This is a genomic window from Streptomyces sp. CB01635, from assembly GCF_002803065.1.
Lineage (GTDB): Bacteria > Actinomycetota > Actinomycetes > Streptomycetales > Streptomycetaceae > Streptomyces.
The window spans coordinates 24557-40098 of the sequence record NZ_NNBL01000019.1; the positions used below are offsets into that span (position 1 = coordinate 24557).

The 15542-nt window shown below is 70.5% G+C and carries 14 protein-coding genes; 11 read left to right on the plus strand and 3 right to left on the minus strand.

Annotation, left to right across the window (positions count from 1 at the left end; all coding sequences use genetic code 11):
- Window positions 1-11: 11 nt before the first annotated feature.
- Both CG723_RS32900 and CG723_RS32905 read left to right on the plus strand, forming a co-directional pair.
- The gene (locus CG723_RS32900) at window positions 12-563 is read left to right on the plus strand and encodes an ATP-binding protein (RefSeq protein ID WP_442802612.1); all 552 of its coding nucleotides are present in this window, start codon (window positions 12-14) and stop codon (window positions 561-563) included.
- A 104-nt stretch (window positions 564-667) separates the two neighbouring features.
- Window positions 668-1630 carry a DUF5926 family protein gene (locus CG723_RS32905; protein WP_100597151.1) on the plus strand — a complete coding sequence of 321 codons (963 nt, stop codon included), beginning with the start codon at window positions 668-670 and terminating at the stop codon, window positions 1628-1630.
- A gap of 229 nt (window positions 1631-1859) precedes the next feature.
- Here CG723_RS32905 and CG723_RS32910 read toward each other — a convergent pair whose 3' ends face one another.
- A complete protein-coding gene (locus CG723_RS32910) occupies window positions 1860-2543 on the minus strand; it encodes a hypothetical protein (protein ID WP_100597152.1) in 684 nt (227 codons plus the stop codon).
- 55 nt (window positions 2544-2598) lie between these two features.
- Complete coding sequence (locus CG723_RS32915; protein WP_100597153.1) at window positions 2599-3294, minus strand: bifunctional DNA primase/polymerase; 696 nt, start codon at window positions 3292-3294, stop codon at window positions 2599-2601.
- Window positions 3295-3753: 459 nt separating this feature from the next.
- Here CG723_RS32915 and CG723_RS32920 point away from each other — a divergent pair, with 459 nt between their 5' ends.
- Both CG723_RS32920 and CG723_RS32925 read left to right on the plus strand, forming a co-directional pair.
- Window positions 3754-5286 carry a PP2C family protein-serine/threonine phosphatase gene (locus CG723_RS32920; RefSeq protein ID WP_100597154.1) on the plus strand — a complete coding sequence of 511 codons (1533 nt, stop codon included), beginning with the start codon at window positions 3754-3756 and terminating at the stop codon, window positions 5284-5286.
- 152 nt (window positions 5287-5438) lie between these two features.
- Window positions 5439-6908 carry an aminopeptidase P family protein gene (locus CG723_RS32925; RefSeq protein ID WP_100597155.1) on the plus strand — a complete coding sequence of 490 codons (1470 nt, stop codon included), beginning with the start codon at window positions 5439-5441 and terminating at the stop codon, window positions 6906-6908.
- Between the two features lie 151 nt (window positions 6909-7059).
- Here CG723_RS32925 and CG723_RS32930 read toward each other — a convergent pair whose 3' ends face one another.
- Window positions 7060-7521, minus strand: coding sequence for an ATP-binding protein (locus CG723_RS32930; protein ID WP_100597156.1), 462 nt, complete (start codon window positions 7519-7521; stop codon window positions 7060-7062).
- A gap of 238 nt (window positions 7522-7759) precedes the next feature.
- Here CG723_RS32930 and CG723_RS32935 point away from each other — a divergent pair, with 238 nt between their 5' ends.
- The 7 genes from CG723_RS32935 (at window position 7760) to pheA (ending at window position 15076) form a co-directional block, all read left to right on the plus strand.
- Complete coding sequence (locus tag CG723_RS32935) at window positions 7760-8566, plus strand: hypothetical protein (protein WP_100597157.1); 807 nt, start codon at window positions 7760-7762, stop codon at window positions 8564-8566.
- A gap of 147 nt (window positions 8567-8713) precedes the next feature.
- Entirely contained in the window at window positions 8714-9472 is a 759-nt protein-coding gene (locus tag CG723_RS32940; protein WP_100597158.1) for a YcnI family copper-binding membrane protein, read from the plus strand.
- A gap of 104 nt (window positions 9473-9576) precedes the next feature.
- Window positions 9577-10275 carry an SCO family protein gene (locus CG723_RS32945; RefSeq protein ID WP_100597159.1) on the plus strand — a complete coding sequence of 233 codons (699 nt, stop codon included), beginning with the start codon at window positions 9577-9579 and terminating at the stop codon, window positions 10273-10275.
- Window positions 10272-10868 carry a copper chaperone PCu(A)C gene (locus CG723_RS32950; RefSeq protein ID WP_100597160.1) on the plus strand — a complete coding sequence of 199 codons (597 nt, stop codon included), beginning with the start codon at window positions 10272-10274 and terminating at the stop codon, window positions 10866-10868. Before CG723_RS32945 ends, CG723_RS32950 begins: the two co-directional genes overlap by 4 nt.
- Before the next feature lie 14 nt (window positions 10869-10882).
- The gene (locus CG723_RS32955; protein ID WP_100597161.1) at window positions 10883-12868 is read left to right on the plus strand and encodes a copper resistance CopC/CopD family protein; all 1986 of its coding nucleotides are present in this window, start codon (window positions 10883-10885) and stop codon (window positions 12866-12868) included.
- Between the two features lie 8 nt (window positions 12869-12876).
- Window positions 12877-14130, plus strand: a complete 1254-nt coding sequence (efeB, locus tag CG723_RS32960; RefSeq protein ID WP_100597162.1) for an iron uptake transporter deferrochelatase/peroxidase subunit — start codon at window positions 12877-12879, stop codon at window positions 14128-14130.
- 10 nt (window positions 14131-14140) lie between these two features.
- Window positions 14141-15076 (plus strand): prephenate dehydratase, encoded by a 936-nt coding sequence (gene pheA / locus CG723_RS32965; protein WP_100597163.1) that lies wholly within the window; start codon window positions 14141-14143, stop codon window positions 15074-15076.
- The last annotated feature ends 466 nt before the right edge of the window (window positions 15077-15542 follow it).

Here is a 15542-nt window from a genome sequence, read left to right on the forward strand (position 1 = left end):
AGGTCTCGGGGGTGGCGTTGGTGGTGGCACAGGAGGTGCCCACGTCGTCGAGCATGGCCGTACCCCATGGCCCTGCGGGCGTGGGCGAAGCACGACACCGGATGCGTGATCAGCTGCGCGTCGGCGGGGTCTCGGAAGCGGTCATCGACGATGCCGTACTGATCCTGTCCGAACTGCTGAGCAACGCCTGCCGGCACGGCAGGCCGCTGGGCGACGACATGGCCGGGGACGGCGACGTCCGGGCCGCTTGGAGGGTCGACACGCGGGGCTGTCTCACCGTCGAGGTGACGGACGGTGGTGGTCCGACCCGCCCGGTTCCGGCCACGCCCTCGGTCACCGCGCACGGCGGCCGCGGGCTCAACATCATCTCGGCTCTTGCCGACGACTGGGGCGTACGTGACGACGCCCCCGGTGAAGTCACCGTCTGGGTGGTCGTGCAGAAGGACGTGCGCTCCGAAAGCGAAGCACAGGCGCAGGGCACTTTCGCTACGCGCGTGGCGAGCCGCGCGCCCGCGAGCATGTCCGACCTCGATTTCGCGGACGCCTTCGACGACTTGGGCTGAATCCCGCTCCGGCCCGACGACCCGGCCTGATCCCCGCCCCCGACCGTACAAGGGGCTAGGCTCGCGCCCGTACGTACGAGAGCCGTAACCGGGAGACACCCAAGATGGCCAAGAAGCGCCCCCAGACCAAGGGCAAGTCGCACGTCAGCAGCGGGGAGATCCCGGTCGTCGGCGCCCGTGAGCCCTGCCCCTGCGGGAGTGGCCGCCGCTACAAGGCCTGCCACGGCCGCGCCGCCGCGCACGCGGTGACCGAGCTGGTGCAGCGCCCGTTCGACGGTCTCGTGGGAGAGGGTGACTGGATCGCGCTGCGCGAGCTGGTGCCCGCAGCGACGGTGCCGCTCACCCTCAAGGAGAGCCTGCCGGACGGCGTTCCCTCCGTGACGCTCGCGACGGTGCTTCCGATGGCGTGGCCCGCGCTGCGCCGCGACGACGGCTCGGTCCTGATCGGCCTGCAGAACGACACCTCGTCCGGCGACCTGAGCCGCGACCTCGCCGACACCCTTCAGCGCGCGCTCACCGCCGAGCCCGGTACGCCGGTGCAGGCGCGCCGCGCACCCGCCGACGGCCCGCGTCTGCAGGACCTGCTCGACCCCGAGGCCGCCTTCGAGCCGGTCGTGCACACGGGATTCGAGTTCTGGGTGCCCGACTCGGAGAACGCGAGCCCGGAGGTCTCCGCCTCCCTGGAGCGCGCCAACGCGGCCGCCATCCCGACCGTGAAGCTGTCAGGTGTCGAAGGCGCCTACTGGTGCGAGACGCCCGAAAAGAACCACCTGCGCTGGGTCATGCCGCACCCCGAGGAGCAGCTGCTCGACGCGCTCGCCCGGCTGCACGCGGCCGGCACGTCCTCGCTCGGCGAGGGCACGCGCCTGGTCGGCTCGTTCCGGGCGCACGGCCTGACCGTTCCGGTCTGGGACCTGCCCACCGGGGTCAGTGCCGAGGATGTCGAGAAGCCGGCCGCCGAGTTCGCCGAGCGGCTCGCCGCGGCCCTCGCCTCCGAGGCGCCGCTGACCGTCGAAGAGCGCCGGGCACGCGGCGGCCTCACCAATCGACAGGTGACGCTCAGCTGACCGACCGGTCAGCCACAGGGAGCCCTCAGAACGGGTGACTCCGGTCACAACTCCCCGTAGCGGCAGGTAAATCCGCATACGAATAGCCGAGATCGAATTTGCTAACAGCCGATCTCTTGTTACCGTTCGAGTAGCCCGGTTGCTGGTGCATCCCCCGTCGCCAGCAACCGGGTCCTTGTTTTTCCGGGACTTCCCCGTGGGCCTGCGCCCGGGAAATCGTCCCGTTCGCTCAGCGTCCGGGCGGCGTCGGCGCGTTGCTTCCCGACCTGAGCAGCAGCGGCCCAGCGTCCCCGGCTCCCGCGAACTCCGCCACCGCCGAGTAGGCGCTCGCCTCCCCCGAAGTGCGCTCCCGAGGCGTGTCACACGTCCCCGGTTCGTCCTGGGCACCCACCACGCAATACATCTGTACGGTGCGGCCCGCCGGAGCCATCAGCGTCAGGACGGAACTCAGCGGCCCCCCTGTCGCGTTCCTGTAGTAGGTCCTCGCCCACGTGTCCCGCCCCTGGGTCAGTACGCAGGTCTGCGCCTCGATGCCGTCGGGAGAGGCGAGTTCAGGTCCGCACCGTGCCGTCGTCGCGATACCGAGACCGGCGAGGACGGAAGTACCCGGCGGCCGCCCGTGGGACCGGCGCGCTTTGCCCGCCGCATCCGTCGCCGCGGTGTCCGCCATGTCGCTCTCGCTCGCACCCGGTTTGTCGTCGACCTTGTCGGCGCTGTCGGCGTTACCCGTGGGCAGTTCGCCGGAGTTGAGGCTGTCCTCCGCGGCCGCATCGCCGACGGGGCCCGCGGACGCGCCCGCCAGCGGGAGGAGAACGGTCAGGACCACGACCGCGAGAAGACCGAGCAGACGAAGGCGCGAATGGGGTCTCCCCTGCTCGAGGCTGGTCGAGAGCTTGGGGAAGGGGGAGGGCATGCGCCGAAGATATCGGCGCCGCCCCTTCGCACCCCTCGCCGCGCGCCCAATTCCCCTACAACTCGGGCGCGCTCACACCCGTACGAGTGAGGGCATCCACCACCGCGTCCACCACGGCCTCCACATCGGGCACCCAGGGCGCCGCGGAGCCGGGCAGCGGTGCGCGCTCCCAGCGGACCTGGCCGAGGCCGGTGTCGGACGGAGGCAGTGCCAGATAGCCGCCCTCGCCGTGAAACCGCAGGGACCCCGGCACCCAGTCCTGGGCGTAGAGCAGCTCGCCCAGCTGCTCCATGGAGTAGGGCGCCACGAGGATGAAGAGACGGTCCCTGGTGGCGACGACCGGGCCGAGCCTGATGTCCGTGCGGTCGAGCGCCTTGAGGGCGCGGGCTCCGGCGACCGAGGGGAGGCTCACCGCGCAGGGTGCGCGGCCGCCGCTCGCGCCCGCACCGGCCCCCGTGGCCAGCACGATCGGCGCCGTCGGACGGTTGGTCCACCACCAGCGGATCATGCGCTCGTCCGTGGTCGCGGTGAGCAGCCCGGGGTCGAAGGGGTGCGCGCCGGGCACCGTGCACTCCGGGTCGGGGCAGGCACAGCTGACGCCGTCACGGCGCCCCGCCCCCACGAGCCCCACGCCCGGGAGAACGGGCCACTGCCATGCGGTCGCGAAGGTCAGGGCCGCGCTGAACTGATCAGACTTCCCGTTGTTTCGCCTGGACAGGAGCCTGCGTCGCCTTCCGAGGATCTCGCGCATGAGCGCTCGTTCCTTTCCGTAGACCGAAGAGAACGCTGTGGGCCACATCGCACTGTGTGTCGAACACTTCACTGAGCGTACGTACTGAGAGCGCCGCACCCCAGCCTTGAGCAGGGGAACCCCTATAGTCCGAGCGCCGGCCGCGTACTTGAAAAGCCTGGCGTGGGGTGGCGGCGCCTGGCGTTTGCCGTCGCGCGTGTTACTCGCCGTCTCCGCCGCGGGAGGATGGGGCACGGTCGTCGGTGGTTAGGACGTCCGGGTCCGTCGCCAGGTTCCGGGTCGATCCCAACTGCCCCTGGCCTTCTCCGAGTACGTACCCATCACGACCGCTGTGACGCTCTGTCGAACAATGCCAGTCGACCGCAATACGCCCTTACCCGAGGCACTTTTCAGCCAAGTTCGATCAGAGATCACTAATGCCGCACTGGCCTCCTGGACACCAGGAATCCCGGCAGGACAATGCTGGACATCCCCTCATCGGTGCGTGTAGATGTGGAGACACTGCTGGCGGCGCAGAATCACATGGGGGTTTGCGATGCTATTGAGCAATACGCACCGGTCGGAAAGCCGGACGCCATGACAGCCCCACACTTTCCGAAAGTGGCTGGAATCGATTCAACGGTTCCCCCACCGGCACACACTGTCGCGCCCGCGTCACCCTCGCCCGCGCCCCCTTCCTCCGCTGGAGCGCCAGAAGCCCCCGAACCCCCCGGCGCCCCCGGAGCGCTGATCCAGGACCGGCTCGCCGGCTGGGTCTCCGACCTCACCACGCTGCACGAACTCACCGAGCGCCTGGCCAGGACGGCCGTCATGGACGACGCCCTGCACGAGGTACTCCGCGCCGGTGCCGCCCTTGTCGGCGCACGCCGCGGACTCGTCGTCCTGGAACCGGCCGACGGTCTGGGCCCCGCCACCACCGTCGGGCTCGGCCTCGCCCGCGCCGACCTCGGCCACATCGAGACGGTGCCGCGCGGCGCGACCTCGTACGGGAGGATCCTCGACCGCGCGGACGCGACCGGCGAGCCCGAGGTGCACGCGGATCTGCTGTCCGAGGACGGGCTCGACCCGCGCCACCGCGAGGTCGCCGCCCGGCTCGGCTACGCCGCGAGCTTCGCGCTGCCCCTCGCGACCGAGGCGGCGGGCCGGCTCGGCGCCGCGGTGTGGCTCTACGACGAGCCCGCCGAGCCCGTCGAACGCCAGCGCCATCTGGTCGGTCTGTACACGCGCTACGCCACCGAACACCTCGCGCGCCTGCTCGAACTGGAGCGGGCGCGCACCAAGTCCCGCACCATCGCGGAGGAGTTGCTGCCGCCGCGGCTCCCGCGGGTCGCGGACGTCCAGCTCGCCGCCCGGCACCGCACGGGCCCGCGCGGCGGCGGAGACTGGTACGACGCGCTGCCGCTGCCCGAGGGCGCGCTCGGCCTGGCCGTCGGCTCGGTCACCGGCTCCGGGGCCAGCGCCGTCGCCGCGATGGGCCGGCTCAGGGCCAGCCTGCGGGCGTACGCGGTGATGGAGGGCGAGGACCCCGTCGCCGTCCTGTCCGATCTGGAGCTGCTGCTCCGGCTGACCGAGCCCGCGCGCAGCGCCACCGCCCTCTTCGCGTACTGCGAGCCCGCCCTGCGCAAGATCGTCCTGGCCGGGGCCGGGCACAGTCCGCCGCTGGTCATCGGCGAGAGACGCACCGAGTTCGTGGAGACGTCGCTGTCCGCGCCGCTCGGGATGCTGGCCTGCTGGGAGGCGCCGAGCGTCGAGTTCAGCCCGGAGCCCGGCGAGACCGTGCTGCTGTACACGGACGGACTGCTGCACCGCACCGGTGACCCCATGGACCGCGCCTTCGCCCGTCTGCACGCGGCGGCGGCCGGCGTCCCGCGCACGATCCGCGACGACCCCGGCGCGATCGCCGACCACGTCCTGCACACCGTCCTGCCGGACGGGCTCGACGCCGCCGACAGCGACGAGGACGTCGTGCTGCTCGCCGCGCGCTTCAAGTGATCCGGTGACCGGGGCGGTACAGCCCGTAGCCCTTGATGTAACAGGTCTTCCGGCCCTGGGCCCCCTTCCGTACGACCGTACGATGGAGGGGGTCCATCGTTGTACCCAGGCCGCACCCAGGCCGATCCCAGGGCCGTATCTAGGAGGAAGACGTGTCGGAGGAGCTCACCCCGGAGAACCCGGAGATCGCTCAGACCGAGAGCGACGAGCCGATCAAGCAGCGCAAGAACGGCCTGTACCCGGGCGTGTCCGATGAGCTCGCCGAGAGCATGAAGTCCGGCTGGGCCGACACGGAGCTGCACGGCCTCGAGCCGATCGCGCAGGCGTCCGAGACGGCCGCCCGCCGCGCCGCCCTCTCCGCGCGCTTCCCCGGTGAGCGCATCGTCGTCCCCGCGGGCAACCTCAAGACCCGTTCGAACGACACCGAGTACGCCTTCCGCGCCTCCGTCGAGTACGCGTACCTGACCGGCAACCAGACGGAGGACGGCGTCCTCGTCCTTGAGCCGACGATCTCCGGGCACGACGCGACGATCTACCTGCTGCCGCGCTCCGACCGCGAGAACGGCGAGTTCTGGCTGGACGGCCAGGGCGAGCTGTGGGTCGGCCGCCGCCACTCCCTCGCCGAGGCCGAGCAGGTCTACGGCATCCCCGCCTCCGACGTGCGCGAGCTCGCCGGCCACCTGGCCGAGGCGAGCGGCCCGGTCCGCGTGGTGCGCGGACACGACGCCGGCATCGAGGCCGCCCTGACCGACAAGGTCACCCGCGAGCACGACGACGAGTTGCGCGTCTTCCTCTCCGAGGCCCGCCTCGTGAAGGACGCGTTCGAGATCGGCGAGCTGCAGAAGGCCGTCGACTCCACCGTCCGCGGCTTCGAGGACGTCGTGAAGATCCTCGACAAGGCCGAGGCCACCAGCGAGCGCTACATCGAGGGCACGTTCTTCCTGCGCGCACGCGTCGAGGGCAACGACATCGGCTACGGCTCGATCTGCGCCTCCGGCCCGCACGCCTGCACCCTCCACTGGGTCCGCAACGACGGCCCGGTCCGCTCCGGAGACCTGCTCCTCCTGGACGCGGGCGTCGAGACGCACAGCCTCTACACCGCCGACGTGACGCGCACGCTGCCGGTCAACGGCCGCTACACCGAGCTCCAGAAGAAGATCTACGACGCCGTGTACGAGGCCCAGGAGGCCGGTATCGCGGCCGTCAAGCCCGGTGCCAAGTACCGCGACTTCCACGACGCCGCGCAGCATGTGCTCGCCGAGAAGCTCGTCGAGTGGGGCCTCGTCGAGGGCCCGGTCGAGCGCGTCCTCGAGCTCGGCCTCCAGCGCCGCTGGACGCTGCACGGCACCGGCCACATGCTCGGCCTCGACGTCCACGACTGCGCCGTCGCGCGCACCGAGACGTACGTGGACGGCACGCTGGAGCCCGGCATGTGCCTGACCGTCGAGCCCGGTCTGTACTTCCAGGCCGACGACCTGACCGTGCCGCAGGAGTACCGCGGCATCGGCGTCCGGATCGAGGACGACATCCTCGTGACCGAGGACGGCAACCGGAACCTCTCCGCCGGCCTGCCGCGCCGCTCGGACGAGGTCGAGGCGTGGATGGCTCAGCTCAAGGGCTGAACCACGCGCGCGTAGAGACGCGTTTGCGAAGTGGCCGGGCACGGCGTGACGGTGCCCGGCCACTGTCGTGCCCGGAGGGGGTCAGGGTGTCGTGTCGGGACGAGTCTGGCTTTCGTGCCCGGACGGGTCTGGCTTTCGTGCCCGGAGGGCGTCAGGCCGAGACCAGGGGCGCGTCCTCGCGCCACTTGAGCACCTTGTCGAAGCTGACCACCGCGCCGCCTCTGCCCGGTCTGTTGACGAAGTGGACGTGGTCCGCGAGCTCCTGGATGAGACAGAGTCCGCGGCCGTGCTCGGCGTGGTCGGGGGCGGGCTTGAGCAGCGTCGTGCCGCGGCCGCGCAGGGCCGGGAAGCCGGGACCTGAGTCGGCGACCTCGATGCGACAGGTCTCGCCCTCCAGGTAGGCCGTGACCCGGTACGCGCCCGCCGGATCGTCGGGGTCCGGATCGCCGCCGTGCTCGACGGCGTTGGCACAGGCCTCGGTGAGGGCGACGGACAGGTCGTACGAGATGTCGGGGTCCACGCCCGCGGTGTCCATGGTGTCGATCAGCAGGCGTCGGGCGAGCGGAACGCTCGCGGCCTCGCGGCGCAAGTGCAGAGACCACCAGATGCTCATGCTCCAGCCTCCAGGCCGCGGCTCGACATACCGATACGTATTGCCGCAACGGCCCCTGTGCAATCGCGTGTTTCACGTGATACCGCCCATACGGCGGACGCGCGGACCGGTGGCGGCGGTGTACGGAGCCGGCTTCAGCGGTGTCCGGAGTCGGCTTCAAGGGGGCGGGGCGGAAGATTCCGGACCTTGTGGACCTGCCGTATGAGGCGGGTAAGCCCAGTGCGATGATGAGCCCGCCATGTCTGCCCCCCACCAGCGCGAGGCGCGCACCGGAACGGATGTCCGGCTGCTGAGGGCCGCGGTGTTCACCGCGGTCTGCGTCGCGTTGTCCGCGGCCGGACATGTGCTCGCCTCGTGCGCCACCGTCCCGCTGTGGACGTTGGGCGTCGGGTTCCTCGCGGTGTTCGCCGTGGCGGCGCCGCTCGCCGGGCGCGAGCGCTCGCTGCCGGGCATCGCCGCTGCTCTCGTGGTCGGTCAGACCGGTCTGCACACCCTCTTCGGAGTGGGCCAGCACGGCACCATGACGATGGCGCAGACCACACAGGAACCCTCGGTCGTGGAGCGCGCGGCCCGTCTCATGTGCGGCTCCGGCATGGCGGCGATCAGCCCCGCGCAGGCGCAGAAGATCCTGTCGGACGCCGGCGTCGAACCCGGTTCCGGAACGGGCATGCACCACCACACCGCCACCGAAGCGGTCACCTCCATGCCACTGCTGCCGTCCCTGCCGATGCTGCTCGGGCACCTGCTCGCCGCAGTCGTCGCGGGCTGGCTGCTGCGCCATGGAGACCTCGCGCTCGGCCGGCTCGTCCGCCTCTCGGCGAACTCGGCGCATGGAGTCGCCCAGGGGGCGCTCGTCCGTTCCTTGCGCGCCGCTCTCGCTCTCGTACGCGCCCTCAGGACCGGTCTGCCCGGGGCTGCGGAAGCGGCGCCCCATGTGGTGCCCATCGAGCTCCTCGCGCCACTGCCTCTGCGCACGACGGCACTTCAGCACTCGGTGATCAGGCGCGGCCCGCCCGTGGGCGACGCGTTCCGTCTCGCTGCCTGACACGACACACGTACTCCACGCGGGGCCCTGCACGGGTTCCCGCTCAGCGCGGAGGAGTGTCGTGCGGCACGCGCGCGTGCCCCGTTCCCGGTGCGCGCACTCACCGTTCGCCTGATCTCGCTGAACCCGAGTGGAGTGGTTTCTGCCATGAAGAAGATTTCCCGCGTCGCCGCAGTCGGTGCCACCGCCGCGTCCGCCGTCCTGGTGCTCTCCGTCCCCGCCTTCGCACACGTGAGCGTGCAGCCTGAGGGCGTCGCCGCCAAGGGCGGATACGCCGTCGTGAACTTCAAGGTGCCGAACGAGCGCGACGACGCCGCGACCACCAAGGTCGAGGTCAACTTCCCGACCGACCACCCGCTGGCCTCGGTCATGCCCGAGCCCATCCCCGGCTGGACCGCCAAGGTCACCAAGTCCAAGCTCGACAAGCCGCTGGAGATGCACGGCGAGAAGATCGACCAGGCCGTCTCCCAGGTCACCTGGACCGCCGACGGCTCGGGCAAGGACAAGGGCATCCAGCCCGGCTTCTTCCAGAAGTTCCCGCTCTCCATCGGGCAGCTGCCCGAGGACACGGACGAGCTCGTCTTCAAGGCGATCCAGACCTACGACAACAAGGAAGTCGTGCGCTGGATCGAGCCGCAGGCCAAGGGCCAGGAGGAGCCGGAGAACCCGGCGCCCACCCTGGAGCTCTCGGCCGCGACCGAGGACCACCACGGCGGCGCCGCGGCCGACGACAGCGCCAAGTCGGATGACGACAAGGCGGCCACGGCCTCCTCGTCGGACAGCTCCTCCGACGGCTCCTCCGACAGCGACACCACCGCACGCGCCCTCGGCATCGCCGGCATCGTCGTCGGCGCCGCCGGCGTGGCCTTCGGGGTGCTCGCGGGACGCCGTCGTACCAACAGCTGAACCAGCCGCGGGTGTGCACCGGGGCCGGCGCAGACGTCGGCCCCCCGTGGCCGCCGGCCGACCCCGGTGCACACCGGCCCGCCTCACATCTGGGACATTTTTCTATGCGCTCTCCCCGTAAGACCCCGCACACAGGTCCTCGCCAGGCCCTCCGCAAGAAGACGCTGCTCGCCGCCGGTCTCATCGCCGCGGCCTCGCTCACCCTCTCCGCCTGCGGCAGTGGCGACGACAGCAACAAGCCCGTGGCCGAGGTCTCCGCCGAGACCGGCTCGAACAAGGCCGCGACCGTCCTCGACTCGCCTTTCAAGAAGCCGGACCTAGTCCTCACGGACACCCACGGCAAGAAGTTCGACCTGCGCGAGCAGACCAAGGGCAAGCCCACGCTGATCTACTTCGGCTACACCCACTGCCCCGACGTGTGCCCCCTGACGATGAGCAACATCGCCGTCGCCAAGAAGGCACTGCCGAGGGCCGAACAGGACAAGCTCCAGGTCGTCTTCGTCACCACCGACCCGGACCGCGACACCGCGCCCGTCCTCGGCAAGTGGCTCAAGGCGCAGGACCCCGACTTCATCGGCCTGACCGGCGACTTCGCCACCATCCAGGGCAGCGCCCGCACCCTCGGCATCTCCATCGAGCCGACGGAGAAGGACAAGAACGGCAAGCTCGTCTCGATGCACGGCACCCAGGTCATCGCCTTCTCGCCGAAGACCGACGCCGGGTACGTCCTGTACGGCGAGGACGCCACCGTCGACGACTACACCAAGGACCTCCCCAAGATCATCAAGGGGGAGCAGCCGTGAGGCGTACACCGCTCGCCCTCGGCGCCACGGCGCTGGCGGCCGGGCTCGCCCTCACGGCCTGCGGCTCGGGCGACTCGTCGGCCTCGGCGTCCTCCGGCAAGCCCGCGGTAAAGGTCGGCGGGGCGTTCATACCGGCGCCCGCGGGCGGCGACATGGCGGCCGGCTTCTTCATCGTGCACAACAGCGGCGGCGCCGACACGCTCACCTCGGTGACCAGCTCCATCGCCCAGCAGGTGACCCTCCACTCCACCAAGGGCGGGGTGATGAAGGAGCGGAAGTCCTTCCCCGTCCCGGCCGACGGCGAGCTCGACTTCGAACGCGGTGGCAACCACCTCATGTTCGAAGATCTCAAGCAGACGCCGAAGGAGGGCGACAAGGTGTCCGTGAAGCTGCACTTCGCCAAGTCCGGCACCGTCACGGTGACCTTCCCCGTGAAGGCCGCCACCTACAACCCGGCGGCCAAGTCGGCGCACTCGTCGATGTCGTCGATGGCATCAAGGTCGTCGGTGACGTCGATGGCATCAATTTCCTCGGTGTCGTCGATGGCATCGCACAAGTCACACCCGTCACACCCGTCGCACACGTCGCACTGAGGGGCTGACCGTTCGTGAAGACCATCGCTCCCCGCTTCCGGCACCTGTTGCTGCTGCTCCTCGCCGTCACCGGCGCCCTCCTCGCCGGCGCCGCGCCCGTCTCCGCGCACGCCGCGCTGACCGGGAGCGACCCGAAGCAGGGCGCGGTGGTCGAGCAGGCCCCCACACGGGTGTCCCTGACCTTCTCCGAGGAAGTCGCCATGTCCGCCGGCTCCGTACGGGTTCTCGACCCGGCCGGAAAGCGCGTCGACACCGGCAAGACGACCGACCTCGGTGGCACGACTTACGGCGTCCCCCTCCACTCCGGGCTGCCCGACGGCACGTTCACCGTCGCCTACCAGGTCGTCTCGGCCGACAGCCACCCCGTCTCCGGGGCGTTCACCTTCTCCATCGGCGCCCCCTCCAAGACCACCGCGGCACTGCCCGACCAGACCGCGGGCGGCGGCGTCGTCGGCGGGCTCTACGGCGTCGCGCGGTACCTCTCCTACGGGGGGTTCATCCTCACCGTCGGCGGCGCGGCCTTCGTCCTCGCCTGCTGGCCGCGCGGAGCGGGCGTACGCCCTGTGCAGCGGGTCGTGGTGGGCGGCTGGATCACCCTCACCGGCGCGACCCTCGCCATGCTCCTGATGCGCGGCTCCTACACAGGGTCCGGCGCGGTCGGTGACATCTTCGACCTGACCCTCCTCGGGCAGGTCCTGCAGACCAAGTCGGGCGCGGCACTGGTGTCACGGCTCCTGCTCCTCGCCGCCGCCGCCCTCTTCATCGCCGTGCTCTTCGGCGCGTACGAGAAGCGGACCGACCCCAAGGAGAAGAAGGACCTCACCTTCGGGCTCGCGATCGGCGGCGCGGTCGTCGCCGCCGGTCTCGCCGCCACCTGGGCGATGGCCGAGCACGCCTCCACCGGCATCCAGGCCGGACTCGCCATGCCCGTCGACGTCCTGCACCTGCTCGCGGTGGCGGCCTGGCTCGGCGGGCTCGCCACCCTGCTCGTCGCCCTGTACCGGGCGCCGTCGATCGAGGCCACCGCCGTCCGGCGGTTCTCCCGGGTGGCGTTCTGCGCGGTCTCCACCCTGGCCGCGACCGGGCTCTACCAGTCGTGGCGCCAGGTCGGCTCCTGGTCGGCACTCACCGGCACCCGTTACGGGCAACTGCTGCTGCTCAAGATCGGGCTCGTCGCCGTCCTGGTCGGCGTCGCCTGGATCTCGCGGAAGTGGACGGGACGCCTGTCGGAGGGCCTCGCCCCGGAGGCCGCCGCAACCACTGTGATCGAGGAGCGCACACGGTCGGAAGAGGCGGTGACGGTACCTACCGGCGGCGCTTCGAAGGGGTCGTCGTCCGCGGAAGGGCGTAGAGGCGAAGCGGGTTCCGGTTCCGGTGGCGATACGGGCTCCGGTGCCGGCAGTGATACGGGTTCCGGCTCCGACGTCGACGACAAGCGGTCCGCCCAGCTCGCCCGCCAGCGCGCCGCGCTCACGACCGCTCGCGAGAAGCGCATACGGGACGCCGACCCGGGCCGCTCCGGACTGCGTCGCTCCGTACTCACCGAGGCCGGCGTCGCCGTCGTCCTGCTCGTCGTCACCACCGTGCTCACCTCGACGGAGCCTGGCCGCACCGAGGAGGAGGCCAAGGCCGTCACCGCTGCGGCCTCCCAGCGGTCGGGGCCGCTCTCCCTGAAGCTGCCGTTCGACACGGGCGGCCAGGACGGCAAGGGCACGCTTCTGCTGGACATGGATCCCGGGCGCACCGGCAGCAACGACATGCACGTCTATGTGGAGCGCCCCAACGGCAAGGCGTTCGACGTCCCCGAGGTGAAGGTCTCCTTCACCCTCGCCGCGAAGAAGCTCGGCCCCCTGCCGGTCGTTCCCGACCACATCGCCACCGGACACTGGAGCGCGAGCGGCGTACAGATCCCCGTGGCGGGCGACTGGAAGATCGCGATCACCGTGCGCACATCCGACATCGACCAAGTGACCGTCAACAAGAACGCGAAGATCGGCTGACCCCCACCATGGCTGACTCCGAGAACCGGACCGACTCCGGCATCTCCCGACGGCGGCTGCTCGGCACCGCGGGCGCGACAGGCCTCGCCCTGGGCTCCGTGGGCGGCGCCGCAGGGTACGCGACCGCGTCGTCGAACTCCCCCGACGCCGCCGCGTCGTTGACCTCCCTCGGCGCGGACCGCGTGATGTTTCACGGGAAACATCAGGCCGGCATCACGACCCCGACGCAGTCCCGCGGGCACCTGATCGCCTTCGATCTCGCGCCGGGAGCCGGACGCAAGGAAGCGGCTGCCCTGATGCGGCGCTGGTCGGCCACCGCCCAGCGGCTGATGGCCGGGGAAGCCCTCGACGACTCCGACACCGACGTTGCCGGCGACGCCGGTCCTTCATCGCTGACGCTCACCTTCGGCTTCGGCCACAGCTTCTTCTCCCGTACGGGGCTGGAGAAGCAGCGCCCGGCGGCCCTCGACCCGCTGCCCGACTTCTTCTCCGACCACCTCGACAAGGCCCGGAGCAACGGCGATCTGTGGGTGCAGATCGGCGCGAACGACGCGCTGGTCGCTTTCCACGCCCTGCGCGCGGTCCAGCGGGACGCGGGGGAAGCGGCCAGGGTGCGCTGGCAGATGAACGGCTTCAACCGCTCGCCCGGCGCCACCTCCCACCCCATGACCGCCCGCAATCTCATGGGCCAGATCGACGGAACCAACAACCCGAAGCCGGCCGACGCCGACTTCGACAAGCGGATCTTCGTGCCCGCCTCGGGCGACCCCGCCTGGATGGCCGACGGCTCGTACGCCGTCGTACGGCGCATCCGCATGCTCCTCGACGACTGGGAGAAGCTGTCGGGGAAGGCGCAGGAGGACGTCATCGGGCGCAAGAAGTCCGACGGCGCGCCCCTGACCGGCGGCACGGAGACCACGAAGCCGGACCTGGAGAAGACCGGCGCCGACGGCAAGCTCGTCATACCCATCAACGCCCACGCGCGCATCACCCGGCCCGACCAGAACGGCGGCGCCGCGATGGTCCGCCGCCCGTTCTCGTACCACGACGGCATCGGCCACGACGGGGTGCCGGACGCCGGGCTGCTCTTCGTCTGCTGGCAGGCGGACCCCCTGCGCGGCTTCGTGCCGGTGCAGCGCAAGCTCGACCGGGGAGACGCCCTGTCGGACTTCATCCGTCACGAGTCGAGCGGGCTGTTCGCGGTGCCCGGCGGGACGGCAAAGGGCGAGTACGTGGGGCAGGCGTTGCTGGAGGCCCATTAGGGTGACCAATATGTCAGCCAGCTACGCGTATCTCGGCCCTCAGGGCACCTTCACCGAGGTTGCTCTGCGCACGCTCCCGGAGACCGCCACCCGGGAACTCGTTCCGATGGTGTCCGTGCCCGCCGCACTCGACGCCGTACGCAACGGCGAGGCCGAGGCCGCGTTCGTGCCGATCGAGAACTCCGTCGAGGGCGGCATCACGACCACGCTCGACGAGCTGGTGGCCGGCGAGCCGCTGATGATCTACCGCGAGGTGCTGCTCTCCATCACCTTCGCGCTGCTGGTCAGGCCCGGTACGCAGGTGTCGGACATCAAGACGGTGACGGCCCACCCCGCGGCTCAGCCGCAGGTCCGCAACTGGATGAAGGCGAATCTCGCCGAGGACGTGACGTGGGAGTCCGCGGCGTCGAACGCGGACGGTGCGCGCCTGGTCCAGGAGGGTCGCTACGACGCGGCGTTCGCGGGCGCGTTCGCCGCGGAGCGCTACGGCCTGGTGCCACTGGTCACCGAGATCCATGACGCGGAGAACGCGCAGACGCGCTTCGTCCTCGTCGGCAAGCCGGCCCGCCCCGCCGCGCCCACCGGCGCGGACAAGACCTCCGTGGTCATCTGGCAGCGCGACGACCACCCGGGCGCGCTGCTCGAACTGCTCCAGGAGTTCGCGGTGCGCGGGGTCAACCTGATGCTGCTGCAGTCCCGGCCGACCGGTGAGGGCATCGGGAACTACTGCTTCGCCATCGACGCGGAGGGCCATATCTCGGACCGCCGCGTGGGCGAGGCGCTGATGGGGCTCAAGCGGGTCTGCCCGCAGGTGCGCTTCCTGGGCTCGTATCCGAGGGCCGGGGTCACCGTGGCGGACGTCCGGACTCCGCGGACGGGAACGTCCGACAGCGACTTCATGGCGGCGTCCGACTGGCTCGCGCGCTGCCAGGACGGCCGTTTCTGACGCCTTTGCGTTCCAGCTGGCGGCGCCTTCGGACATACGGGCTCCGGCGCATTCGGGCATACGGGTTCCGGCGCCTTGGGGCATACGGGTTCTGACGGGATTCCGGCGTCTTCGGGCGCCGGATTTCGACGTCCTCAGAACCAGTCCTACCTGCAGATTTTCGCCATCCACAGAAGTTATCCACAGGCATGCTTCTCGACCTGGGGACAAGTCGACACCATCTCGCTACATGGTCGACAAATCGCCCTACAGCCCACAACTCCGTCCACAGGCGCGCACGTCACCCCTCGTCCACTCTTTTCCTTTGATCAACTCTATAGAGCGAACCATTTCCACTCGAAAGTGCGTGTGAGATGGGTTTGGATCGGGAATCCTTCGCCGCTCATGCGGCTTTCGGAACGATCTCTTCCGGCATCCACAGATCTTTCGCACAGCCTGTGGATAACTTTTCGGGGAGCCGCATTCC